The organism is Lutimaribacter degradans (genome assembly GCF_023703375.1).
In the GTDB taxonomy this organism is placed as follows: Bacteria; Pseudomonadota; Alphaproteobacteria; order Rhodobacterales; family Rhodobacteraceae; genus Lutimaribacter; species Lutimaribacter degradans.
On sequence record NZ_JAMQGO010000003.1, the window covers coordinates 107,448 to 130,567 of the forward strand.

Annotated in this window: 21 protein-coding genes and 1 tRNA gene; 11 read left to right on the top strand and 11 right to left on the bottom strand. The window is 60.8% G+C overall.

What is annotated here, in order from left to right:
- Positions 1-4: 4 nt before the first annotated feature.
- Positions 5-814, bottom strand: a complete 810-nt coding sequence (gene dapB / locus M8744_RS06815; RefSeq protein ID WP_251411462.1) for a 4-hydroxy-tetrahydrodipicolinate reductase — start codon at positions 812-814, stop codon at positions 5-7.
- An 83-nt stretch (positions 815-897) separates the two neighbouring features.
- On the opposite strand from dapB, the gene rbfA reads away from it, so the two are divergent.
- Positions 898-1,311: a 30S ribosome-binding factor RbfA gene (gene rbfA, locus M8744_RS06820; RefSeq protein WP_251411465.1), complete on the top strand. Its 414-nt coding sequence runs from the start codon at positions 898-900 to the stop codon at positions 1,309-1,311.
- Entirely contained in the window at positions 1,308-2,051 is a 744-nt protein-coding gene (locus tag M8744_RS06825; protein WP_251411467.1) for a phosphodiester glycosidase family protein, read from the top strand. The genes rbfA and M8744_RS06825 overlap by 4 nt, the downstream gene beginning before the upstream one ends.
- On the opposite strand, the gene queG is transcribed toward M8744_RS06825, so the two are convergent.
- From queG to M8744_RS06855, 6 genes are all read right to left on the bottom strand, one after another.
- Positions 2,048-3,097 (bottom strand): tRNA epoxyqueuosine(34) reductase QueG, encoded by a 1,050-nt coding sequence (gene queG / locus M8744_RS06830; protein ID WP_251411470.1) that lies wholly within the window; start codon positions 3,095-3,097, stop codon positions 2,048-2,050. The genes M8744_RS06825 and queG overlap by 4 nt on opposite strands.
- A 93-nt stretch (positions 3,098-3,190) precedes the next feature.
- Positions 3,191-3,856, bottom strand: a complete 666-nt coding sequence (fzlA, locus tag M8744_RS06835) for an FtsZ-binding protein FzlA (RefSeq protein WP_251411473.1) — start codon at positions 3,854-3,856, stop codon at positions 3,191-3,193.
- A 65-nt stretch (positions 3,857-3,921) separates the two neighbouring features.
- A complete protein-coding gene (gene mtgA, locus M8744_RS06840) occupies positions 3,922-4,692 on the bottom strand; it encodes a monofunctional biosynthetic peptidoglycan transglycosylase (protein ID WP_251411476.1) in 771 nt (256 codons plus the stop codon).
- Between the two features lie 114 nt (positions 4,693-4,806).
- On the bottom strand, positions 4,807-9,336 hold the full coding sequence (gene gltB, locus M8744_RS06845) for a glutamate synthase large subunit (protein ID WP_251411479.1): 4,530 nt from the start codon (positions 9,334-9,336) through the stop codon (positions 4,807-4,809).
- Positions 9,337-9,350: 14 nt separating this feature from the next.
- Positions 9,351-9,893, bottom strand: coding sequence for a hypothetical protein (locus M8744_RS06850; protein WP_251411482.1), 543 nt, complete (start codon positions 9,891-9,893; stop codon positions 9,351-9,353).
- 68 nt (positions 9,894-9,961) lie between these two features.
- Positions 9,962-11,404, bottom strand: coding sequence for an NAD(P)-dependent oxidoreductase (locus M8744_RS06855; RefSeq protein ID WP_251411485.1), 1,443 nt, complete (start codon positions 11,402-11,404; stop codon positions 9,962-9,964).
- A 222-nt stretch (positions 11,405-11,626) separates the two neighbouring features.
- On the opposite strand from M8744_RS06855, the gene M8744_RS06860 reads away from it, so the two are divergent.
- Positions 11,627-12,430, top strand: a complete 804-nt coding sequence (locus M8744_RS06860; RefSeq protein ID WP_251411488.1) for an undecaprenyl-diphosphate phosphatase — start codon at positions 11,627-11,629, stop codon at positions 12,428-12,430.
- Here the strand turns inward: M8744_RS06860 and M8744_RS06865 are convergent, their stop codons facing one another.
- On the bottom strand, positions 12,431-13,411 hold the full coding sequence (locus M8744_RS06865) for a complex I NDUFA9 subunit family protein (protein WP_251411491.1): 981 nt from the start codon (positions 13,409-13,411) through the stop codon (positions 12,431-12,433). It lies immediately after the preceding gene.
- Positions 13,412-13,553: 142 nt separating this feature from the next.
- On the opposite strand from M8744_RS06865, the gene M8744_RS06870 reads away from it, so the two are divergent.
- From M8744_RS06870 to M8744_RS06905, 8 genes are all read left to right on the top strand, one after another.
- Positions 13,554-13,640, top strand: a tRNA-Leu gene (locus M8744_RS06870).
- A gap of 113 nt (positions 13,641-13,753) precedes the next feature.
- A complete protein-coding gene (locus M8744_RS06875) occupies positions 13,754-15,052 on the top strand; it encodes a malonyl-CoA decarboxylase (RefSeq protein ID WP_251411493.1) in 1,299 nt (432 codons plus the stop codon).
- A gap of 76 nt (positions 15,053-15,128) precedes the next feature.
- A complete protein-coding gene (locus tag M8744_RS06880; protein WP_251411496.1) occupies positions 15,129-15,740 on the top strand; it encodes a ribonuclease D in 612 nt (203 codons plus the stop codon).
- Between the two features lie 10 nt (positions 15,741-15,750).
- A complete protein-coding gene (gene lptC, locus M8744_RS06885; RefSeq protein WP_251411499.1) occupies positions 15,751-16,371 on the top strand; it encodes an LPS export ABC transporter periplasmic protein LptC in 621 nt (206 codons plus the stop codon).
- Positions 16,368-16,856 (top strand): lipopolysaccharide transport periplasmic protein LptA, encoded by a 489-nt coding sequence (gene lptA / locus M8744_RS06890; protein ID WP_256474136.1) that lies wholly within the window; start codon positions 16,368-16,370, stop codon positions 16,854-16,856. Before lptC ends, lptA begins: the two co-directional genes overlap by 4 nt.
- A 5-nt stretch (positions 16,857-16,861) precedes the next feature.
- Positions 16,862-17,620, top strand: coding sequence for an LPS export ABC transporter ATP-binding protein (lptB, locus tag M8744_RS06895; protein WP_251411502.1), 759 nt, complete (start codon positions 16,862-16,864; stop codon positions 17,618-17,620).
- Between the two features lie 241 nt (positions 17,621-17,861).
- Positions 17,862-18,428 carry a ribosome hibernation-promoting factor, HPF/YfiA family gene (gene hpf, locus M8744_RS06900; protein ID WP_251411505.1) on the top strand — a complete coding sequence of 189 codons (567 nt, stop codon included), beginning with the start codon at positions 17,862-17,864 and terminating at the stop codon, positions 18,426-18,428.
- A 48-nt stretch (positions 18,429-18,476) separates the two neighbouring features.
- The gene (locus M8744_RS06905) at positions 18,477-18,941 is read left to right on the top strand and encodes a PTS sugar transporter subunit IIA (protein WP_251411509.1); all 465 of its coding nucleotides are present in this window, start codon (positions 18,477-18,479) and stop codon (positions 18,939-18,941) included.
- 22 nt (positions 18,942-18,963) lie between these two features.
- Here the strand turns inward: M8744_RS06905 and M8744_RS06910 are convergent, their stop codons facing one another.
- The 3 genes from M8744_RS06910 to M8744_RS06920 are packed head-to-tail and all read right to left on the bottom strand — an operon-like array spanning position 18,964 to position 23,119.
- Positions 18,964-20,391: a nodulation protein NodH gene (locus tag M8744_RS06910; RefSeq protein WP_251411513.1), complete on the bottom strand. Its 1,428-nt coding sequence runs from the start codon at positions 20,389-20,391 to the stop codon at positions 18,964-18,966.
- A gap of 3 nt (positions 20,392-20,394) precedes the next feature.
- On the bottom strand, positions 20,395-22,092 hold the full coding sequence (locus tag M8744_RS06915) for a beta-1,6-N-acetylglucosaminyltransferase (RefSeq protein ID WP_251411516.1): 1,698 nt from the start codon (positions 22,090-22,092) through the stop codon (positions 20,395-20,397).
- A 16-nt stretch (positions 22,093-22,108) separates the two neighbouring features.
- The gene (locus tag M8744_RS06920) at positions 22,109-23,119 is read right to left on the bottom strand and encodes a glycosyltransferase family 2 protein (RefSeq protein ID WP_251411519.1); all 1,011 of its coding nucleotides are present in this window, start codon (positions 23,117-23,119) and stop codon (positions 22,109-22,111) included.
- Position 23,120 lies beyond the last annotated feature (1 nt).

Consider the following 23,120-nt stretch of genomic DNA (forward strand, 5'->3'; position numbering starts at 1 on the left):
CGGGTCACAGCCCCAGAACATCCACCATGTCGTATTCACCCGGCTTCCTGTCCTGCCCCCAAAGCGCTGCCTTCAGCGCGCCACGCGCGAACACGGCCCTGTCGCTGGCCACATGGCGCAGGATGATCCTTTCGCCATCCGCCGCGAACATCACATCATGTTCGCCCACGATGTCTCCACCGCGAATGGCGTGAAAGCCGATATGCCCGCGCTCGCGCGCGCCGGTCATCCCGTCGCGGGCGCGGTCGCTGACCGCTTCAAGCATCACACCGCGCCCTTCGGCGGCCGCTTCGCCCAGCATCAGCGCGGTGCCCGACGGCGCGTCGACCTTGTGGCGGTGATGGGCCTCGATCACCTCGATATCGAAATCCTCGTCCAGCGCAGCGGCCACTTTTTTCGTCAATTGGACCAACAGGTTGACGCCCAGGCTCATGTTGCCCGCCCGCACCACAACAGCATGGCGCGCGGCGGCCTTTATCTTGGCCAGATCCTCGTCGCTCAACCCCGTTGTGCCGATCACATGAACCGCGCGGGCCTGGGCCGCGATCCCGGCAAATTCCACCGTCGCGGCGGGCGCGGTGAAATCGATCACCGCCTGCGCGCGCGAAAACGCTTCCAACGCGTCATCTGTCACATGCAAGTCAAGCGGCGCGCCGCCCATGGCCACGCCGACATCCTGCCCGATCCAGTCATGGCCCGCACGCTCGACCACGCCGACCAGTTTGGCCTTGTCGCTTTGCAGCACCGTGCGGATCAGCATCTGCCCCATGCGCCCCGAGGCGCCTGTCACCACGATTCCCGGCAGGTCGGTCATGTTTTCGCTCCTGTTTCGTTGCGTTTTCATACCGAACGCGCGGCCCATTGGCAAAGGCTCGACAAAGCCTTAAATGCGGTTGCATGGCAAAGAACAAATTCCAAGATGGTCCCGGCCCCAGTCAACGTCAGCTGCGCGTGGGTGAATTGATCCGCCGCACCCTGTCCGAGGTACTGGCGCGCGGCGATATCCATGACCCTGACCTTAATCGCCTGTCGATCACGGTGGGCGAGGTTACCACCTCGCCCGACCTGCGCATCGCGACGGCCTATGTGCTTCCCCTGGGCGGCGACGGGCAGGATGACGTGCTGAAACTGCTGGCACGCAACAAGGGTGAACTGCGCCGGATGATCGGCAAGAAAGTCGGGCTGAAATTCACCCCCGACCTGCGCTTCCGAATCGATGAAACATTTGACCGGCTTGACGAAACCCGCCGCCTTTTCGCGAAAGAGGACGTACGCCGGGATGTCGAAACGGACGATCAGGACGACGAATGATGCGCCTGCGCGCCACCATCGCGCTGATTGTGGCGTTGGCGGCCGCCCCGGCACTGGCCGTTGACTGTCATGACATGTCCCACGAGGACAATACCTATACCGTCTGCGCGGTTGACGCCGGCAAGGAAGATCTGCGCCTGTTCCTCGATAACCCTCAAGGCGCGAAATACGGGCATTTCACGAATATCGACACGCAACTGACCAGGAACGGTCAGCAGCTTGGCTTTGCCATGAATGCGGGCATGTATCACCCGGACCGGGCGCCGGTCGGGCATTACGTGGAAGACGGCCAGGAAAAGATGCATGTCATCTCGTCCGCAGGCTCCGGTAATTTCGGGCTTTTGCCCAACGGTGTTTTCTGCATCCGTGAAGACCGCGCCGACGTGATTGAAACACGCAGTTTCCTGGAACAGGCGCCGAACTGTCGATATGCCACGCAGTCGGGGCCAATGCTGGTGATCGACGGGGCGCTACATCCGCGGTTCCTGCCCGACAGCACATCCCGCTTCGTGCGAAACGGCGTGGGCACCAGCGCCGATGGCCAAACCGCTTATTTCGCGATATCGCAAGGCGCGGTGACATTTCATCAGTTTGCACAGCTTTTCCGGGACGCGCTGAAAACGCCCAATGCGCTTTACTTCGATGGCAATATCTCGCGGCTGCACGCCCCCATGATTGGTCGCTCGGACCCGGGGTTTCGCATGGGGCCCATCGTCGGGATTGTCGAACCGGCCGATTAGCCCAGACGCATCACCGCCCAGCGCGCGGCATCGGCAACCGTGGGGTCGGCATCTTCGGTCAAGCCTTGCGCCACAGGGCGCAGCGAGGGATCGCCGGAATTTCCAATGGCATAAAGCACGTTGCGCACAAAGCGGTCACGCCCGATGCGTTTTATCGGGCTGCCCGAAAACCGCGCGCGAAATTCGGCATCGTCCAACACCGCCAGGTCCGCCAGGTGCGGGCCGACCAACCCGGGCCGCGCAGCATAGCGCATTTCGCGCGCGGTCACGGCAAACTTGTTCCACGGGCACGCCGCCAGGCAATCGTCGCAGCCATAGATGCGGTTGCCCATTTTCGAGCGCAATTCAGGGTCGACCGGCCCCTTGTGCTCGATCGTCAGGTAAGAAATGCAGCGCCGTGCATCCAGTTGGTAAGGGGCGGGGAAGGCATCGGTCGGGCAGACATCAAGACAAGCGCGGCACGAGCCGCAATGATCGGTTTCGGGCGCGTCGGGCGCCAATTCCAGCGTGGTAAAGACCGAACCGATGAAAAACCAGTTGCCCAGATCCCGGCTTACCAGGTTGGTGTGCTTGCCCTGCCAACCCAGACCGGCGGCCTGTCCCAACGGCTTTTCCGGCACCGGCGCGGTATCGACGAACACCTTTACCTCCGGGGGGGCAAGGTGTTCTCCCTCGGCCTCGGCGATAAGCCAGCGCGCCAATCGCTTGAGCCGCTTCTTTACCAGGTCGTGATAATCCTTTCCCCGCGCATAGACCGAGATCACCCCCCGGTCACGCTCCGACAGCAGAGACATCGGATCATCCTCGGGGGTGTAACTCTCGCCCAGCATTATAACCGAACGCGCCTCGGGCCACAGAACCGCCGGGTCGCCCCGCCAATGTGCGCGATCGGCCAGCCACCCCATCTGCCCGTGATAGTCATGCGCCAGGAACGCAGCCAGCCGCGCGGGCACCTCGGGCACCGCATCGGGCCGACAAATCCGGGCCAGGTCGAACCCCTCGGCCCGGGCCTGAGCCACCAACCTGGCTTTCAGATCTTCTGTCATCCTGACCTGCAAACTCTGTTGGAAAATGCAACACAAGCGCAGGAAGGGCAAAGCCCGCCGCCGATGGGCGCGGGCATGGCCCGCGGCGCCGGATCAGAAATCGAGGTCGGCATAATGCGCCGGCGGTGGAAAGCCTGGCACCTGGTCGGCCAATATGCTGCGGAACGCGGGGCGCGACTTGATCTTGGCATACCAGTCTTTCAACACGTCGCTGCGGTTCCAGTCCACGTCGCTGATATAATCAAGCGCCGAAAGATGCGCAGCCGCCGTGAAATCGGCAAGCGTCATCACGTCGCCCGCCAGCCAACGGCGCCGGTCCAGCAGCCAGGCCATGTAGTCCAGGTGATACTTGATTGCCCGCGCCCCGGATTTCACGTTGCCGCTGTCGGGAAAGCCCTGCTTCATCATCTTCTTGTTCACCCGCTCGTACAGAAGTTTGCTGGTGACTTCGTTATGAAACTTGTCGTCGAACCATGCCACGAGGCGGCGCACCTCGTATCGTGCATCCGGCTCTTGCGGAATCAGCGCGGGTTCGGGGTGGGTTTCATCCAGCCATTCGCAGATCGGCGTGCTTTCGGCCAACGTCTTGCCGTCGATCTTCAGAACAGGCACCTTGCCTGCCGGGTTTCGGCGAAGGAAATCCGGTGACTGCTCCCAGTACCGCTCTTCGACCAGTTCGCATTCGATCTTCTTTTCCGCCAGTGTCAGCCGCACCTTGCGGCAAAATGGCGATAGGGGAACGTGATACAATCGGGCCATGCGGGCGCTTTCATTCAGACCTTTTTGGGAACGTTGTCATTGAATGCCTGCTTGGAAGCGGAAATTCAATCCTCGAAACAGGCGGCCCGCCCATCCCGGCGGATCGTCTCCGCCCCATCCATGATGCTGGCGGCGCGGCGCTGCACAAACGCACCAGGCCGGGCGGCATCGCGGGCCTTAGGGTTGGGCAATACAGCCGCAAGCCGTGCGGCCTGCGCCGCGCTCAGAGCATCTGGCCCGACCCCGAAATAGTGCCGCGCAGCTGCCTCGACGCCGAAAATTCCCTCGTCGAACTCGACGATATTCAGGTACACCTCAAGTATGCGTCGCTTTGACCACGCAGCCTCGACCGCAGGAGTCATCACCGCCTCAAGCGCCTTGCGGGCCCAGTTGCGCCCCTGCCAAAGATAGGCATTCTTGACCACCTGCTGGCTGATGGTTGACGCACCGCGCCGCCCGCCGTCCTCAAGCGCGGCGCGTATGGCAGACATGTCAAAGCCCCAATGCGCACAAAAGTTGGCATCTTCCGCAGCAACCACGCTGCGCGCCATCACCGGCGCCACCGCATCGAACGGGACCCAGATGCGGTCCACCGCACCCAAGCGGCGTTTTTCCGACAGGATATAGGGTGTCGTTGGCGGGTTGATCGCGCCGTAAGCCACTATCCAAAGCGTCAGCAGCAGCACCGCGGCCAACAGGCCGCGCAATACCCAGCGCCGCAGCCATCGCAACGGGCTGATCCCCACGCGAAAGGCCGCGCGCACCGGATCGGCGCCGGGTTTCGCCGCCGTCTTGCGCTTTGACTTGCCGGTTTTCCTATTGCTCGATCGGGCCATGATGCGCGCGACCTTACGCCAGCCACCCGCCACTGCAAAGCGCCCGTTACGCGTGCGCCGGTATTCGTGCAGGCGCGCCGCCGGGCCATGGCCCGGCGGCGCCTTGCCTTGGTCTTATTCGGCGGGAATCGCGTCCTGCTCCTGACTCAACGGATGCGGGATCTTGTTAAGCATCTCCTTGGGGCAGATCTGCAGGAAATTACCCCGCTCGCTTTCCCAATGCTGCAGGATGTCGGCGGCCTTGCGGCTGCCGGTTTCGGCCAGGTGCTGTTCGATCAGCCCCTTCAACTGCGCTTCCCAATGGGCCACCGTGACCGGGCAGGTCACCAGCGTTTCCATGTTCATCAGCGGCTGCGCCATCCCGTCGGGATCGTAAAGATAGGCCATGCCCCCGGTCATGCCGGCACCGAAGTTGGCACCGATTTCACCCAGGATCACGGCGATCCCGCCGGTCATGTATTCGCAGCCGTTGCTGCCACAGCCCTCGACAACGACCCTGGCGCCCGAGTTGCGTACGGCGAACCGTTCCCCGGCACGACCGGCCGCAAAAAGGCAGCCCTCGGTCGCCCCATACAGCACGGTGTTGCCGATGATGGTATTCTCGCTGGCCACAAGCGGGCTGGCCATCGGGGGGCGCACCACGATGATACCACCCGACAATCCCTTGCCGACGTAATCGTTGGCATCGCCCGACACCTCGATCTTCAACCCAGGCGCGGCAAAAGCCCCCAACGACTGCCCAGCGCTGCCGGTCAGCTTGATCGTCAGGTGATCGGGCTGGAGCGAGTTGCGCATTCCGAACCGCCGCACGATATGGCTGCTGAGGCGGGTGCCCACCGTTCGATGCGTGTTCTGCACCGCGTAAGACAGTTGCATCTTTTCGCCGTCCTCAAGGAACCGCGCGGCATCACGCACGATTTCCGAGTCCAGCGTATCGGGCACGGCATTGCGCGGCTTGTCACGGTTATAGACGATTTCCGAAGCACCATCGACGGTGATCAGCATCGGGTTCAGGTCAAGATCGTCCAGATGCGCGCTGCCACGGCTGACCTGCGTCAGCAGGTCGGCCCGTCCGATCACGTCATCCAGGCTGCGTGCCCCGATGCTGGCCAGGATCTCGCGCACCTCCTGCGCGTAGAAGGTGATCAGATTCACCACCTTGTCGGCATTGCCGGTGAACTTGGCGCGCAAGCTCTCGTCCTGGGTGCAGACACCGACGGGGCAGGTGTTCGACTGGCACTGGCGCACCATGATACAGCCCATGGCGATCAGTGCGGCGGTGCCGATGCCGTATTCTTCGGCGCCCATCATCGCGGCCATCACGATGTCACGGCCCGTGCGCAACCCGCCATCGGTGCGCAGCGTCACCCGGTCGCGCAGGTTGTTCATCGCCAGAACCTGGTGTGCCTCGGTCAGGCCCATCTCCCACGGTAGCCCCGCGTACTTGATGCTGGTCGCGGGGCTGGCCCCGGTGCCGCCGTTATGGCCCGAAATCAGAATCACGTCAGCCTTGGCCTTGGCCACACCCGCGGCAATGGTGCCCACGCCCGAGGATGCCACCAGTTTAACAGTCACCTTGGCGCGCGGGTTGATCTGCTTCAGATCATAGATCAACTGCGCCAGGTCCTCGATCGAGTAGATGTCGTGGTGCGGCGGCGGCGAAATCAGCGTGACGCCCTTGGTCGAATGACGCAGCCGCGCGATCAGGTCGGTGACCTTCATGCCGGGCAACTGTCCACCCTCACCAGGCTTGGCGCCCTGGGCGACCTTGATTTCCAATTCTTCGCACTGGTTGAGGTATTCCGCCGTCACGCCGAAGCGACCCGAGGCCACCTGCTTGATCTTGGCGCTGGGGTTGTCACCGTTGGGTTCGGGCACGAAATGCGCGGGGTCTTCACCGCCTTCGCCGCTGTCAGACTTGGCGCCGATCCGGTTCATCGCCACGTTGAGCGTCTTGTGCGCCTCGGGGCTGAGCGCCCCAAGCGACATGCCTGGCGTCACAAAGCGCTTTCGGATCGAGGTAATCGATTCCACCTCTTCGATCGCAATCGCTTCACCCATCGGCTTGATCGCCAGCAGGTCGCGCAGATGGATCGGCGGGTTCGATTGCATCTTGGCGGAATACTGTTTCCACATCTGGTAGCTGGCCTTGTTGCAGGCCATCTGCATCATGTGCATTGTCTGCGCGCCCCAAGCGTGCGTTTCGCCCGATTTACGCGCCTTGTAGAATCCGCCGATGGGCATCACCGCATCCGATTTCCAGCCGCGGGCATGGACCTCTTCTGCCTTCTTCTGGATACCGCTGACACCGATACCGCTGATGCGGCTGGTCATGCCGGGGAAATACTCGGCGCACATCGCGCGGGACAGGCCCACCGCCTCGAAGTTCAGGCCGCCGCGATAGGACGAGATCACGCTGATCCCCATCTTGGCCATGATCTTCAAAAGGCCCTGGTCGATCGCCTCGCGGTAGCGCGCGACCGCCTCGGTCAGCGGGCCGTCAAGCAGCCCACGCTCAATCCGGTCGGCGATGGAATCTTCGGCCAGGTAGGCGTTGACCGTGGTCGCACCACAGCCGATCAACACTGCGAAATAATGCGGATCGATGCATTCGGCGCTGCGCACGTTCAACGAACAGAAGGTTCGCAGCCCCTTGCGCGTCAGGTGGCTGTGCACTGCGCTGGTGGCCAGGATCATCGGCATGGCGACCCTGTCGGCATCCTGGTGCTGGTCGGTCAGCACCAGGTGCCCGGCGCCGCTGCGCACGGCATCCTCGGCCTCGGCGCGGATACGTTCCAACCCCGCCTGGAGCGCACCCGGCCCCCCGGCAAATGTGCAATCGATTTCGACCATGTCGGCGTTGAACGCCTTGACCACGCGTTCCCATTGGGCGTTGCCCAGGAACGGGCTGTCCAGCACGATGATCTCGGTCTGGCTGCTGCTTTCGTCCAGCACGTTCTTGAGGTTACCAAACCGCGTCTTCAGGCTCATCACCCGGTATTCGCGCAGGCTGTCGATGGGCGGGTTCGTCACCTGGCTGAAACTTTGCCGGAAAAAATGCGACAACGGGCGATATGTCTTGGACAGAACGGCACTGGGCGTATCATCCCCCATGCTGGCCAGCACTTCCTTGGCATCCTCGACCATCGGCGACAGGATCTGCTCCAGTTCTTCAACGGTATAGCCGGCCGCGATCTGGCGGCGGCGCAGCGCGTCGCCCGAGTAAATCGCCTTTTCGGTGACCTTGGCCAGTTCCTCGTCAAGTTCGGTGATCTTGCCAACCCATTCACCAAAGGGCTGCGCTGCGGCCAGCTTGTCCTTGATCTCGACATCATGGAACAACGTGCCCTCGGCCATGTCGACGGCGATCATCTGGCCCGGACCCAGCGCGCCTTTTTCGCGCACCGTGGATTCGTCGATCGGCACCATGCCCGCCTCGGACCCCGCAATCAGCATACCGTCACCGGTGATCACGTAGCGCATCGGGCGCAGCCCGTTGCGATCAAGTCCGGCACAAACCCAACGGCCATCGGTCATGGCCAACGCGGCGGGGCCGTCCCACGGCTCCATCACGCTGTTGCAATAAGAATACATGTCCCGCCAAGATTGCGGCAATTCAACGGCCTGCTTCGACCAGCTTTCGGGCACCAGCATCGTTTTGGCCATCGGGGCGTTGCGACCGGCACGCACCAGCACCTCGAACACCGAGTCGAGCGCGGCCGAATCCGAGCTGCCCGATTGCACGATCGGCTTGATATCCTCGGCCATATCGCCGAAGGCGGCGCTGGCCATGCGGATTTCATGGCTTTTCATCCAGTTCACATTGCCCCGTAGCGTGTTGATCTCGCCATTATGGGCCAACATGCGGAAGGGCTGCGCCAGCCACCATTGCGGGAAGGTGTTGGTGCTGTAACGCTGGTGATAGATCGCAAAGGACGAAACGAACCGCTCGTCCTGCAGGTCGGGGTAGAATTCGCTGACCTGCTCGGCCAGCATCATACCCTTGTAGATGATCGACCGGCATGACAGCGACGCAAGATACAGGTTGTTGATGCCTGCCGCCGCGGCTGCCTTTTCGATGCGCCGGCGGATAACGTAAAGCTCGCGCTCAAACGTTTCCTCGTCCAGTCCCTTGGCGTTGGAAATCAGGATCTGTTCGATCTCGGGGCGGGTCGCGTTGGCCTTTTCGCCCAGCACACCCACGTTCACCGGCACATGCCGCCAACCGTAGATGTAGTGCCCCATACGCAGCACTTCGGTTTCGACGATGGTCCGGCAGGTTTCCTGAGCGCCATGATCGGTGCGCGGCAAGAAGACCTGGCCTACCGCCATCAGTTCATCCTTGCGGGGGGCGTGGCCCGTGCGCTCGATCTGGTCATAAAAGAAGGCAGGCGGGATTTGCACGTGAATGCCCGCGCCATCGCCCGTCTTGCCATCGGCATCAACGGCACCGCGGTGCCATATCGCCTTTAGCGCGTTGATCCCGTTTTCCACCACCTTGCGGCTGGGCTTGCCATCTATCGACACGGCCAGGCCCACACCACAGTTGGCCTTTTCCTCGGCCTCGGAATAAAGGCCAGTCTCGGCCAGCCACTTGCGCTTGGCCTCTTCGCGGCGCGCCCAATCGGCATCAAACTTGGTCATTTCAGGCCTCCTTTTCAGTGGTGGGCATGGGTGCCGTGATCGGCCCCGCCATGCGCCCCGTCATAGCCGCGCTTTTGCGCGTAAATCTCTTCTTGTTCGTCGCTCAGCATCGAGGTCACCACCATGTGCGCGCGCAAATGCACAGCCCGCAGCGCCGCCAGTGCCTCGGCCGACTGGTGCAGCATCATGTTCAACCGCTGGTCGTTGGCATGGCCCGCACGGAACATGTGGCTTACCATTGCCTCGGCCTCGACATAGGCGCGGCCCGCCTCTTGCGCGTCGGATTTCATCGCATCGAACACCGCCTGAACCTCGGTGCGCTGACTATCGGACAGGCCCAAGGCATCGGCCAGTTCCAGCACGTGCAGCGGGCCCGGATACCCGTTCAACTCGGCGGGCAGGGCCAGCCCCCAGCCTTCGCCCGCCATGATGGCGCGCTGGTCCTCGGCTGAAAGCGAGGCGATGTCCCGCGCCTCCTGCCCGGCATAAGGCGGGTTCTCGGCTGTCGCGGGCGTGGCCAGCAGCAACGCCGCGAAAAGGGTTTGTCGCATCGTCATTCGGTGCCCCCTTCAATTGCTTCGGTTTTACCGACGCGTGTCATTTCAGATCCGTCCGCCGTTCCGGCCTATTCCGCAGCCACGGCGGCCGACTGGCCCAGGTACTCAAGGATCGCCTCGGACGCGTCGCGGCCATCGCGTATGGCCCAGACAACAAGCGACGCACCGCGCACGATGTCACCCACGGCAAAGACGCCATCCAGGCTGGTCTTGCCACTAGTGAACTCGGCCTTGATGGTGCCCCAGCGGGTCACTTCCAGCCCGTCCACGCCCCAGAGCCGGGGCAGTTCTTCGGGCTCGAAGCCAAGCGCCTTGATGACCAGGTCGGCATCCTCGACGTAATCCGCATCCTCGATCGGCTCGGGGGTTTGGCGGCCCGTCACGTCCGGGGCGCCCAGGCGCATTTTCTGCACCATCACACCCGAGACCTTGCCCTCCTTTTCGGCAAAGCCCTTTGGCGCGGTCAGCCATTCGAATTGCACGCCTTCTTCCTCGGCGTTCTGCACCTCGCGCTGGCTGCCCGGCATGTTGGCGCGGTCACGACGATACAGACATTTGACGCTTTCTGCCCCTTGCCGGATCGCCGTGCGCACACAGTCCATCGCCGTATCGCCACCACCGATCACGACAACCTTCTTGCCGCTGGCATTCAGTTCGCCACTTTCGTACTCGGGGACGCTATCGCCGAAATTGGCGGCGCGGTTTGATGCGGTCAGGTAATCCAACGCCTTGACGATGCCTTGCGCCCCCGCGCCCGGCCCGCCCAGGTCGCGGCTTTTATAGACGCCAGTGGCAATCAGAACGGCGTCATGCTTGGCGCGGATCTCGTCGAAAGATATATCCTCGCCCACGTTGCAATCCATCACGAATTCCACGCCGCCCTGCGCCAGCTGGTCATTGCGGCGCATCACCACATCCTTCTCCAGCTTGAAACCGGGGATGCCATAGGTCATCAGGCCGCCCGCGCGATCATAGCGATCGTAAACCGTGACCTGCACACCGGCGCGGCGCAGCATATCGGCGGCGGCCAACCCGCCGGGGCCCGCGCCGATGATTCCGACAGACTCGGGGCGCTCCCGGGAAGGGGTGATCGGTTTGACCCATCCCTTTTCCCACGCGGTGTCGGTGATGTATTTTTCAACTGCGCCGATGGTAACGGTACCGTGGCCCGACTGTTCGATCACGCAGTTACCTTCGCACAGGCGATCCTGCGGGCAGATGCGTCCGCAGATTTCGGGAAAGGTGTTGGTGGCCTGGCTGACCTCGTATGCCTCTTGCAGGCGGCCCGTGGCGGTCAAGCGCAGCCAGTCGGGAATATTGTTGTGCAGCGGGCAATGCGACTGGCAATAGGGGACGCCGCACTGGCTGCAGCGCGCCGATTGTTCAGCCGCCTTTTCGGCAGCATACTCGGCATAGATTTCATCGAAATCTTTCCTGCGCTCGTCCGCGCCGCGCTTGTCCGGCATGTCGCGCGGGATCGTAACGAATTTCAACATCGGTTGCTGGGCCACGGTCGAAGCCTCCGCTTGGATTTCATTCAGTCGCGTCCGTATATTCTACCCTCTGTGTAAATAAAAGTAACTTATGCTGACCTATTTTGCGGTTTCTTGCCGCATGGTTCGTGCAAACTGCGGTTTCCATGCAATAATTATGACCACTTCGGACCTATATGCTTGCTTCACCTTTGATTCGAACAACGCTAGCAAAGGATTCACCCAAGGGAGCCGACGTGCATGAGCCTCTTCCACATCTTTCTAGTTGCCGTCGTGCAGGGCATTACCGAGTTTTTGCCGATCTCCTCTTCGGGGCACCTGATCCTTCTGCCCGGCGTGACCGGCATGTCCGATCAGGGCCAGATCATTGACGTGGCCGTTCATGTCGGCACGCTTTTCGCCGTGATCATCTATTTTCGCGACGATGTCCGTGCTGCCCTGGCGGGATTACCCCGCCTTGCAGTCGGTCGCGCCGACACACCCGGTGCGCGGCTGGCGCTGCTATTGATCGTTGCAACAATACCTGCCGTGTTGTTTGGCTTGGTCCTGAAGGTCACCGGCCTGAACGATGCGCTGCGCAGCATCACGGTTATCGGCTGGACCATGCTGCTGTTCGGGCTGTTGCTGTATTGGGCCGATCAACGCGGCGCAAACGACAAGCAGGTCAGCGATTGGGGCATGGCGGATGCCATGAAAATGGGGCTGTGGCAGGCCGTGGCGCTGGTTCCGGGCACTTCGCGGTCGGGTATCACCATTACCGCCGCACGGATGCTGGGCTATGACCGCCAAGACGGCGCCAGGATCGCCATGCTGATGTCGATACCCGTCATTTTCGCCAGTGGCACGTTGCTGGGTTTCGAAGTGGCGGCAACTGCCAATTCGGCCGCTGCGCGCGACGGCGCCATCGCCGCCGTGTTTGCCTTTGTCGCGGCGCTTGCAGCGCTGTCACTAATGATGCGGCTGTTGCGCAGCGTCAGCTTTACGCCTTACGTGATCTACCGCGTGATACTGGGCGGGGTGCTGCTCTGGATCGGATACAGCTGATCAGGTGCGCAGATTCCTGGCAGAATTCTTGAGCGCCGCATATTGCCCCGAGGGCCGGTAGGACCAAAGGTATTCATGCAAGACCGCCTCGGTTGCGGTAGGTTGAATACCCAGATCGGCAAACCCCTTGGCATCGGGCGACACCACGTTATCGACAGTCAGGCTTTTGACCTGGTCTCGGGTGATCATGCTGTTCTTGACCAGCCCCAACGTCGCGGCCTGCACCATGTCCAGACCAAAAGCCATGACCCGCGCGACCCAGAACGGCATGTTCAGAATGATCTTGCGGCGCTGGATCACCCCGAGCATTTCTTGCATCAACTCGCGGAAGGTGCGCACATCAGGGCCACCAAGCTCATAAATACCGCTGGCCTGACCTTCGACGCCCATCGTCGCGGCCGCGGCCACGTCACCAACGTAGACTGGCTGAAATTTCGTGCCTGCCCCCACAAGCGGCAACACGGGTAGCGACGCCGCCATTCTGGCGAAGCGATTGAAGAACGCATCCTCTGGCCCGAACACCACCGAGGGGCGCAGAATCATCGCGCCGGGCATGTGCTGCAACACGCCCTCTTCGCCCATTGCCTTGGTGCGGGCATAGCGGCTGGGGCCATCCGTATCGGCCCCGATGGCCGAGATGTGCACCATCCGCGCGACGCCCTCTTCGGCCGCGATACGCGCGATGCGCTCGGCGCCTTCGTGCTGCACGGCATCGAAATTGTTCTTGCCGCCCGCGTCGAAGGTGCCCACGCAGTTTACCACGGCGTCGGCCCCGTGCATCACGCTGCGCACGCTGTTGTCGTCACGGATGTTGCAAAATACCGGCTCGACCTGGCCAACCACGCCGTCAGGTTTGACATGCATCGCCTCGTTCGGGCGGCGCACGGCCACGCGCACGCGCCAGCCGTTCCGGGCCAGGCGCCGCACGATATACCGGCCCACAAAGCCCGATCCGCCATAGATGGTGACGAGTTTCGACATGACAGCCTCCGGCCTGAATAATCCTGTCTTTTCCTACCGCCATCCGCGCGCAGGAACAAGGTGATTGGACGAACTGTAAAAATTGTGAAATCTCCGTTGACACCAATGCGCGGCAGGTCTAAACGACCTGCTCACGACACCTGCCCAGGTGGCGGAATTGGTAGACGCGCTAGCTTCAGGTGCTAGTGTCCTTATGGACGTGGAGGTTCGAGTCCTCTCCTGGGCACCATTTTCCTGACCTTCTGAAATCTTCGTTGCGTGACCATGACGCAGAGCTGTCGTATAGTCCCTGCCCGACGCTAACGGCACGCCGCCGCGAACCGGCACAGGCAGGAGCACAAGATGGCAGAAACCCGTTTCATTTCCGATCTTTTTCGCCGACTTGCCGGGTCGGGCCTGGGCTCTTTGGGCCGTGGCAGAGCCAACCAAGATACCGTTGATATGTGCCATTCTTTGCTCGGCACCCGCAGCGAGGTTTCCGGCCTCGTGCTGGCCCGGCATATTCTCGACCGCCTGGAACAAGCGACGCAAGAAGACCGTCATGCAGCCTTTGCCCGTATCGCTGCCGAATTCGGCCCTGACGAAACCCGGCTTCAGCACGCATTGGCAACCTATGTGCCGGGCGATGTCACCGCTGCACGCCGTCTGCATTTCGCCGCCGAGCCACGAACCCAGGAATTGATCCGCGCACTCAACCGTGTGCCCGGCGCCACGGCACGGCTGGTCAAGCTGCGTGCCCATCTCTTGCGCGAAACGCGCGGCAACCCCGAACTGGCCAGCCTCGATCAGGATTTTCGCCATCTCTTTGCCTCGTGGTTCAGCAGGGGCTTCCTGGAGCTGCGCCAAATCGACTGGCGCACACCCGCCAACATCCTGGAAAATATCATCACCTACGAGGCCGTGCATGAGATCCGCGGCTGGGATGACCTGCGCCAACGCGTCGGCGACCCCGACCGCCGGCTGTTTGCCTTTTTCCATCCGGCCATGCCGGATGATCCACTAATTTTCGTAGAGGTGGCGCTGACACGCGAGATACCCGGCGCGATCGGCGCTATCCTAGACCCGACCCGCAAACGCATCGCACCAGAGAACGCGCGTGTTGCGGTGTTCTATTCGATCTCGAACTGCCATGGAGGGCTGCGCGGAATTTCTTTTGGCAATTTCCTGATCAAGCAGGTGGTCGAAGAGCTGCGCCGCGATCAGACCCAGCTTGACACTTTTGTCACGCTGTCGCCCGTTCCCGGATTGCGCAAGTGGCTGGAAGAACAGGTAAACGCGGAAGAACCGCAACTTCCCGCGCGCCACGTTGCGGCGCTTCGCGACCTTGCACCGGATACGGCTCCCGACCCAGCCGTGCTGCGCGAAATCACTGCATTTTACCTGACCCGCGCACGCCGGGCGCGTGGCGGCGCGCTTGACCCGGTGGCGCATTTCCACCTTGGCAACGGTGCGATGCTTGCCCATGTCCACGCCGGGGCCGATGAAAGCGTGCGGGGCATCGAAAATTCCTGGGGAGCCATGGTGAATTATCTTTACGACGACGCCCGGATCGAGGCCAACCACCAAGCCTACCTTACCAATTCCGAGATTGCCCTATCGTCGGAAATGCGCAGCCTGTCGGCCCAGGCCGCAAAGCGATGAAACGACAAACTGGTTGAACTCACCCCCCGCAAACTCGATAACATCGGCCAACCCCCGACTTAGGCAGGACACGGACATGGGAAACCAACTTTACAAAGGCGACCTTCCTGACGGGCTGGATCTCGGTCCGGTCGTTGCGATCGATTGCGAGACCATGGGGCTCAACCCACATCGTGACCGACTATGCGTGGTCCAGATGTCGAGCGGCGATGGCGATGCACACCTGGTTCAGATCGAGAAGGGCCAGACAGAGGCACCCAACCTGTGCGCGATGCTGGAAAACCCCGATATCCTGAAATTGTTTCATTTTGGTCGTTTCGATATCGCGGCGCTCTACAACGCTTTTGGCGCCATGACGGCGCCGGTTTATTGCACCAAGATTGCCAGCAAGCTGGTGCGCACCTACACTGATCGCCACGGGCTAAAGAACCTGCTGCAGGAAATCTTGAGCGTCGACATTTCAAAACAACAGCAATCCAGCGACTGGGGCGCATCCGAACTGAGCACCGCGCAACTGGACTATGCCGCATCGGATGTTTTGCATCTGCACCGGCTGAAATCGGTGCTTGATGATATGTTGGCCCGCGAAGGGCGAACCGAAATGGCACAAGCCTGTTTCGACTTTCTGCCGATGCGCGCCCGACTGGATCTTGAAGGCTGGCCCGAAACCGACATCTTCGCCCACTAGGCGCCCGTGCATGAGCCGCCGCGACAGATACTACCCGCGCCTGATTGCCTGGCTGCGGATCGCTTTGCCTATTGCGGCGCTGGGGCTGCTGTCGACGCTTTTCCTTTTGTCCCGCGATATCGACCCGACACAATCCATCCCCTTCAGCCAAGGTGAAATCGAAGAACGCGTTCGCGAACAGCGCGTGACTGCACCTAATTTTGCCGGCTCCACCGAACGGGGCGATTTCATTTCGCTTACCGCAAGTTCCGCGAAACTCGACCCGGAAGATGGAGATCGCTTTCTGGCCGAGAACCTTTCGGCCAAGATCGATCTTTCGGGCGGGGCGTCGGTCGAATTCAACGCCAATCAGGGCGAAGTGAACACCAGCCTGCAACAAGCCCGGCTGATCGGTGGCGCTGTCGTGACCAGCTCGACCGGCTACCGGATCACGACGGAAGAGCTGACGACCTCGCTCAACGTGCTGAACGTGACCAGCACAGGCCCGATTCAGGGGACTGGACCACTTGGCAGCTTTTCCGCCGGGCGCATGCAACTTGAAAGCGATTCGACAAGCGGCCATGCACGATTACTTTTCACAAACCGCGTCAAGCTGATATACGATCCTCAAAACCCGGGGGGAAAGCCTTGACTTTTATCCGTAACGCATTGGTTCTGTGCTGCCTGCTTTTGGTGCCGGCATCCCTTTTTGCACAGGGTGCAAGCGTCGCCTTCGGCGGCATCCGGCAGGATACCTCGAAACCGGTCGAACTAAGTGCCGACGCGCTCTCGGTGGACCAGGACAACAACACCGCCGTGTTCACTGGCAACGTCGTGATCGGCCAGGGCGAAATGCGCCTGGGCGCGCAGCAGGTGCGTGTTGTGTATAACCAAGATCAGAGCCGCATCCGCAGACTTGAGGCAACGGGCGGCGTAACGCTGGTCAGCGGCCCCGACGCGGCCGAGGCCGAGCGCGCCGATTACGACATAGACAGCGGCGTGGTCGTGATGAGCGGCAACGTGCTGCTGACACAGGGCAGCAACGCGCTGACATCAGACGAGATGACCGTGAACCTCAATACAGGTGCGGCACAGATGCAGGGGCGTGTGAAAACCATCCTGCAACAGCAGGAATGATGCGCATGGCCCGCCCTGAACTGACCGTCACCAAGGGTGATCTTGGGCTGCACATCCTGAACCTGCGCAAAAGCTACAAGAAACGGGTCGTGATCCGTGATTTCAGCATGGAGCTGAACCGCGGCGAGGTGGTGGCCCTGCTGGGGCCCAATGGTTGTGGCAAATCGACGACATTCTACATGATCGCCGGTCTTGTGAATACCGAGGCCGGGCAAGTGATGCTTGACGGTCGCGACGTGACGAACCTGCCCATGTACCGACGTGCCCAACTTGGCATCGGGTACCTGCCACAGGAAATGTCGATATTTCGCGGCCTCAGCGTCGAAGACAACATTTCGGCTGTTCTGGATATCGCCGTCAAGGACCGGCACAAACGCCGCGAGCGGCTGGAAGAGTTGCTAAGCGAATTTTCCATCGAACACCTGCGACGCGCGCCCGCGCTTGCGCTGTCTGGTGGGGAGCGGCGGCGCGTCGAAATCGCCCGCTGCCTGGCTGCCGATCCGAAATACCTGTTGCTTGATGAACCGTTTGCCGGGGTCGACCCGATCAGCGTGGGCGATATCCGTCACCTGGTGGCCGACCTGAAAAAACGCGGCATCGGCGTATTGATCACCGACCACAACGTCCGCGAGACGCTGGAAATCGTCGATCGCGCCTATATCCTGCATGATGGCAAGGTTCTGATGTCCGGCACGCCAGACGAAGTGGTGAAAAACGACAATGTGCGGCGCGTTTACCTGGGCGATAATTTCCGTATGTCCTGACCCGGCATAATGCCGCGATCTCGCGCTGTTTACCCGGTTTCGATTGACAGTTGCGGGCCGACTCATCTCAAATAGAGTTATGACATTCAAGGTTTCCGCACCGACGCCGCGACAGCCCTGCACTTCTGGGCCGGTAAGGTCGCAGCCCTTGAAACTGTCGTTTACCAGCATTCGGGCATAATAAAAGTCGGTCGCATCCCGCGACCGGACAAACCCCGATTTGTCACGCAAAGGAGACAAGATGCGCTACCAGATCACCGGCAAGCAAATCGATATCGGCGAGGCTCTTCAGACCCACGTCAAGGATGAGCTGGGCTCGACCATTGCAAAATATGCCGGCCGCCCCACTGACGGGACCGTGGTTTTTTCAAAGTCTGGGCATGAGTTCGTGTGTGAAGCCGTTGTGCATCTGTCGACCGGACTGACCGCGCAGGCCAAGGCGAGCGCGCACGAAATCTATGCCGCGTTTGATGGCTGCAACGCGAAGATGGACAAGCAATTGCGCCGCTACAAGCGCCGGCTGAAGGACCATCACCGCGAGCGTGCCGAACCGGTTGAACTTATGAACGCACCCTCGTATATCCTCGCCTCTGAAAAGGATGGTGACGAGTCGGAGCCGGAAAGCCTCCAGCCGATTATCATCGCTGAAATAGAAACCCGCATACCTGCCCTTTCGGTTGGCGAAGCGGTGATGCAGATGGAACTCGCAGGGGCGCCGGTCTTGGTGTTCCGGAACGAAGGCAAGGAAGGGTTGAACGTGGTCTATCGCCGCGAAGACGGCAATATAGGCTGGATTGACCCCAACTGACAAAAGCGTATGGGCCGCGGTAACGCGGCCCGCCGGAGATACAGGCACATGCAACTTTCGAAGATCCTCAAGCCCGAGGCAGTCAAAGTCATTTCCTCGAGCTCGAGCAAAAAGCGTCTTTTGCATGACTTGGGTGACCTGGCATCGAGCGCTTACGGAATCGATGCCAATCGCGCGGTAGAAGCCCTGATGGAGCGCGAGTCGCTTGGCCCGACCGGCGTCGGACATGGCGTTGCCTTGCCTCATGCGCGCCTTGATGGTGTGACCGAGGTTATCGGCGTATTCATCCAGTTGGAAAAGCCGGTCGATTTCGACGCGGTCGACCGGCAACCTGTTGATATCGTGTTTGGCCTCTTCGCACCTGAAGAGGCAGGCGTTGAGCATCTCAAGGCACTAGCGCTGGTGTCGCGCACCCTTCGCGAGGCATCGATCTGCAACAAGCTGCGCGCCAACAAGGATGCGCAAACGCTGTATACCATTCTGACCGAAGGTCAGACGGTGCAGGCCGCCTGACACTTGTGCAAGGGCCGACCTTTCAGCCCCAGCTTTCAAATCCGAACATGATGTAATCGCGCTGATACACCTGCGCGGCCAGTTTCTCGATCTCGCTGTCGTAAATATCGGCCAGATCGAAAGGACCGGCCGGATCGGCCTCGGGCACCTGCGGCACGCTGGCACAGCCCAGTTGGCTGGCCAGATCAGGCAAGGTGCGGGGCATATCTTCCTCGCGCAAGATCAGGTCGGGCAGGGAAAAATTGGCAAAGCCTTCAAGCACGCTGGCCTGGCTGGCCCAACCGGCATCCACGCGGATGCCCGTTTGGCCGTTCAGGTTTTTCTTCAGAAACTCCAAGAAAGCGACAAAGGCCGCGCGATGCGCCCGCCTGTCATAATCTTCGCCGGGCTCACGTCCAGGGATCGGCAGCTTGAATTGTTTGCGCAAGGTCTTGCGAATTTCAGCATAGCCGCCGGGCCCAACCGTCAGGATCCTGCGGCAGAAGGCATCATGCGCCCGAGCCAACGGATGACGGAGCACTGTAAAACTGCGGTGGCCGGGGTGGGCACGCTTCCATTGACGCATCGTTTTCTGGCTGAACTTGCTGTGCAAGTCTTCCGGCCCGACGCCATCCAAGGCGGCCAGCCATGCCATCACCTGCGCCTCGGGTCCGGACCGGACAGGCATGTATAACAGCGGCGCCCGCGCCGCGGCCACGAAGCTGGGCACCTGGGCACCGCGACGCGGTTCGAAATTGGGTGTGCGGCTCAGGTTGAACCTGTCAAGACGTGCCAATGCCTCTGCCATTGCCTCGAAATTGGTGACCTTTTCAGACATTGGCTCGGGGTTTTGTTTTTTCAGGCTTTGATCCAAACTGTCCAATTGGTCGGACACCCCAAGCCAACGGGCCAGCCCGTTCATCACCTCGACGCTTTGCAGGTCTTCGTAATCCACGTAGAAGGCTGTTTGACCTGTCACCTGAAGCGCGTTCATCACCCTAAGCTGAAACTCTTGCAGCGCACCCAGGTGCGCCTCGAATTCATCGCGGTCGAATGTCACGCGGCTGTCTTTGCGGCGGCGGCCATCTGTCAGTTTCCATTGTCCTGTGGCCTGTGCGATCTTCCAACTTACATAGCTTTCCGCCGGGTTGCGCGTCAGCACGATCTTGGCGCAACGAGGATCGCCCAGCAAAACCTCGAGCACGCGCGGATCGTGATCGTGGAAAAAGCGAAAGCCACCAAGCCCCCCGGCCTGATCACGAATGGTTGTCACCAACCTTAACGGATCGGCATCGCGCATCGCTTGCGTGACACCCAAAATCTCGGATCGGTTCGGATAACCGATGAAATGGGGGTTGAACGCCTCACCATGACAGGTGACCCCGTCATAGGCGTTCAGGTTGGTTTCCAGAAAATTCGAGCCGGTCCGCATCTCGGCGAAGACGACGAAGTAATCGAAGGGTTGCGACATGCGTTACTTGACCAGGTAAGGTTTGCGTGGGCGGCTTTGCTGTGGGTCCAGGTCCCGCGCAACCGGGAAATCGCCCATCAGGTAGGGGTGCATCCCCTGGTTCTTGAGGTTCTGCAAGAACTGCCCGAACCCCTTCAGATCGGCCATCTTCGGCACCTCGGCCAGGCGCCGCAAGGATTTGCTGCCAATCTCGTCGATGATGGATTGCAGGGGCTCCATCGGGGCCTCGATGAATTCGGCCATTGTCCAGATACGGATGCGCGCCTTGGAATACGGGCTGCGCAGCACGTTCAGAAACTCGCTTTCGACACGCTGCAAATGTGCGGCCTCTTTGCGAATATCGGCAAAATTCCGATTGGAATTGAACAAGTGCACAGCCCAAGCCCCCGATACGACCGATATCTGCGCATTTGGATCCTTGGCAATCAACCAGTTGATTTCCTGGTTGTCGGCCGGCCCGAATTGGAAACACTGCCGCTCGCCGCGTGTATTCCAGATCAGGTTCGTCAGAAACGCACATGGGTTGTAGTTGCGCAGCGTCGCGTCGCTGGAAAGCGCGCCGTTCATCGTGGTCTGGTTCTGCGCAAACTCAACCCTCTCGGGGCCAAACAGGTGCCCGTGCACCCGCGCACCTGTTGCCTTGTGCAGCCAAGGCTCGAAATCTTTGAACAGATCGGCAAAGCCGCAAAAGACCGAATACCGCCCCGAGGTCAAACCGTTCTCCCAATCGGAATTGGGAAACCGGCTTTGCATATACAGGCCCGGGCGCCCGCGTGTCCGTTTTTCCACAGCCTTGGCAAAGATGCGGTCAATCTTTCCGGGGTTCGGTTCGGTCCGCTTCATCGCACCGGCGGCATCTGTCAGGAATGCCTCGTAGAGGCGATCAGCATGGGGCCAGATCTTGCGCGCCACAAAGCAATCGGATCGCCGCAACAGCTGCAGGTGATCGTCGTAAAAGATATGTGGCTTTCCTTGGAAATCGAACTTCGACAAGGTCAACGAGCGGCTTTCGATATTGGTGGAATACAATCGCGCCAGCGTCTGGAAATAGGATTCATCGGGGATCCAGACCTTGCGAAAATAGCTGTCGTACGTTTCACGCTCGGGGTCTTGCAAGATGGCCGACAGCGTCTGCCGCGTCAGGCACCACCACTGGCTGCCCATGTGTGGCACGATGCCCCGCGGAATCTGCCGACGCAGCCGCAGGCGGCGTTGCAGGCGAACATAGGCGTCAAACAGGCGGCGGTGCTTTTTCCAACTGAACGGAAAGCGCAGCGTGAACCGCTCATGATCCAGCCCGCCTACCGTCCAGGGCACGTCAGCGGTGGTTGCGCTTTCGATGAAATCGGTGCGCGGCCGGGCTGCCAGGTAGTCGATCAGTTCCTGCACCGGGCGCAATGGCAAGCATGACCCCGAGGCAAGATAGACATGCCGGACCTGTGGAAACTCCTCCAGCATGAGTTCCGATGCGCTTTGTGATGCGGCGACGATGCCCCACGTGCCCCATTCACAGCGATGGCGGCGTGAAAACCGCAGGTCAGGCAAATCCGACAGCGCCTTTACAAAGGCATCATGGGTCTTGCGCGCAACATTTCGGTCAACATGGATCACCACCGGGCAGCCCGCGGCATGCCAGTGCCGCGCCACCTGCTCGGCGCGGCCCAGCGCGGTATGCACCAGCATGACGATCCCGACTGTCATTGGCCTGCGATCCACCTCATGCCCAGTTGCCCTTGGACATCAGCCCCAGAATTTCCAACTGCCGCCAGTTTATGTATTTTTCCGACCACTTGCACCAAAGATCGGGGTTGTCCTGCAATGCTGCAGCATAGGCCTTGTATTCCACACTTGCCGCGTAATGCTGTTTGCGGGTCAGCTCTTCGGCGGCTTTCACGGTGAACGTGTCCAGGAACTTGGTGTGCAGCAGCACGCCGCTTGCCTTTTCACCGCCCCATTCATCATAGACAAGGTTCAGGCCCCGCGGCAGCAACATGTGGGTCGAGCTGACATAGGCATAGCGCCTGTCCCATTTCACCAGCGGGATCTTGTTCAACGCAGGCGCGCTTTCCGGCATGTCGGGAAAGAAGACCCTCGCCCGTGGCCCGCCCTGGATCCACAAGTTTCCGAAACGATGGTTGCGCGAAATCGTGTAATTCCCCGCATCGAACCAACTGGCAATTTCCAAGGGATCCTGCCCGGCGCGATAGGGTTGCTCGTCGATCGGCCCCTTCGGATACATATCCAGCAGCATGGCAGAGAACGACTTGATCGATGAGGCGTCCAGCCAATCCGTGAGCGCGCGCAAGGGCCGAGTGTCGCAAAACGGGTAAACAAGAAACTCGTCAGGATCGACAACCAGTGTCCAATGCTCATGCCCGTATTTTCGCTGCAACCAGTTCAGCCAATCCACGCCGAACCGCGACCGCTTGTAGCTGTGCCGCGTATACCAAACCGATACGTCAGGCTGGTCGACCAGGTAATCCAATGATCCATCGTCGCTATCGTTGTCGACGATAACAAAGTGATTCACGCCAATGTCGCGATAGTATTTCAGGAAATAGGGCAGACGCGTAACTTCATTCCGCTGGGTCGAAAACAGCAGGATGTCGCCCGGCTTGATCTGCGCGGTGCGATTGATGACCGATCGCAGTTCACGCCGTTTACGAAAGGCGCGGATCAACCAGCGCTTGCGTTGAAGCCTGAGCCGATATGACTGCCACACCCCCAAT

What these genes read in the sequence shown, in the direction of transcription:
- dapB (WP_251411462.1), bottom strand. Translation starts at nt 814, where the DNA reads ATGACCGACCTGCCGGGAATCGTGGTGACAGGCGCCTCGGGGCGCATG.
- rbfA (WP_251411465.1), top strand. Translation starts at nt 898, where the DNA reads ATGGCAAAGAACAAATTCCAAGATGGTCCCGGCCCCAGTCAACGTCAG.
- M8744_RS06825 (WP_251411467.1), top strand. Translation starts at nt 1,308, where the DNA reads ATGATGCGCCTGCGCGCCACCATCGCGCTGATTGTGGCGTTGGCGGCC.
- queG (WP_251411470.1), bottom strand. Translation starts at nt 3,097, where the DNA reads ATGACAGAAGATCTGAAAGCCAGGTTGGTGGCTCAGGCCCGGGCCGAG.
- fzlA (WP_251411473.1), bottom strand. Translation starts at nt 3,856, where the DNA reads ATGGCCCGATTGTATCACGTTCCCCTATCGCCATTTTGCCGCAAGGTG.
- mtgA (WP_251411476.1), bottom strand. Translation starts at nt 4,692, where the DNA reads ATGGCCCGATCGAGCAATAGGAAAACCGGCAAGTCAAAGCGCAAGACG.
- gltB (WP_251411479.1), bottom strand. Translation starts at nt 9,336, where the DNA reads ATGACCAAGTTTGATGCCGATTGGGCGCGCCGCGAAGAGGCCAAGCGC.
- M8744_RS06850 (WP_251411482.1), bottom strand. Translation starts at nt 9,893, where the DNA reads ATGACGATGCGACAAACCCTTTTCGCGGCGTTGCTGCTGGCCACGCCC.
- M8744_RS06860 (WP_251411488.1), top strand. Translation starts at nt 11,627, where the DNA reads ATGAGCCTCTTCCACATCTTTCTAGTTGCCGTCGTGCAGGGCATTACC.
- M8744_RS06865 (WP_251411491.1), bottom strand. Translation starts at nt 13,411, where the DNA reads ATGTCGAAACTCGTCACCATCTATGGCGGATCGGGCTTTGTGGGCCGG.
- M8744_RS06875 (WP_251411493.1), top strand. Translation starts at nt 13,754, where the DNA reads ATGGCAGAAACCCGTTTCATTTCCGATCTTTTTCGCCGACTTGCCGGG.
- M8744_RS06880 (WP_251411496.1), top strand. Translation starts at nt 15,129, where the DNA reads ATGGGAAACCAACTTTACAAAGGCGACCTTCCTGACGGGCTGGATCTC.
- lptC (WP_251411499.1), top strand. Translation starts at nt 15,751, where the DNA reads ATGAGCCGCCGCGACAGATACTACCCGCGCCTGATTGCCTGGCTGCGG.
- lptB (WP_251411502.1), top strand. Translation starts at nt 16,862, where the DNA reads ATGGCCCGCCCTGAACTGACCGTCACCAAGGGTGATCTTGGGCTGCAC.
- hpf (WP_251411505.1), top strand. Translation starts at nt 17,862, where the DNA reads ATGCGCTACCAGATCACCGGCAAGCAAATCGATATCGGCGAGGCTCTT.
- M8744_RS06905 (WP_251411509.1), top strand. Translation starts at nt 18,477, where the DNA reads ATGCAACTTTCGAAGATCCTCAAGCCCGAGGCAGTCAAAGTCATTTCC.
- M8744_RS06910 (WP_251411513.1), bottom strand. Translation starts at nt 20,391, where the DNA reads ATGTCGCAACCCTTCGATTACTTCGTCGTCTTCGCCGAGATGCGGACC.
- M8744_RS06915 (WP_251411516.1), bottom strand. Translation starts at nt 22,092, where the DNA reads ATGACAGTCGGGATCGTCATGCTGGTGCATACCGCGCTGGGCCGCGCC.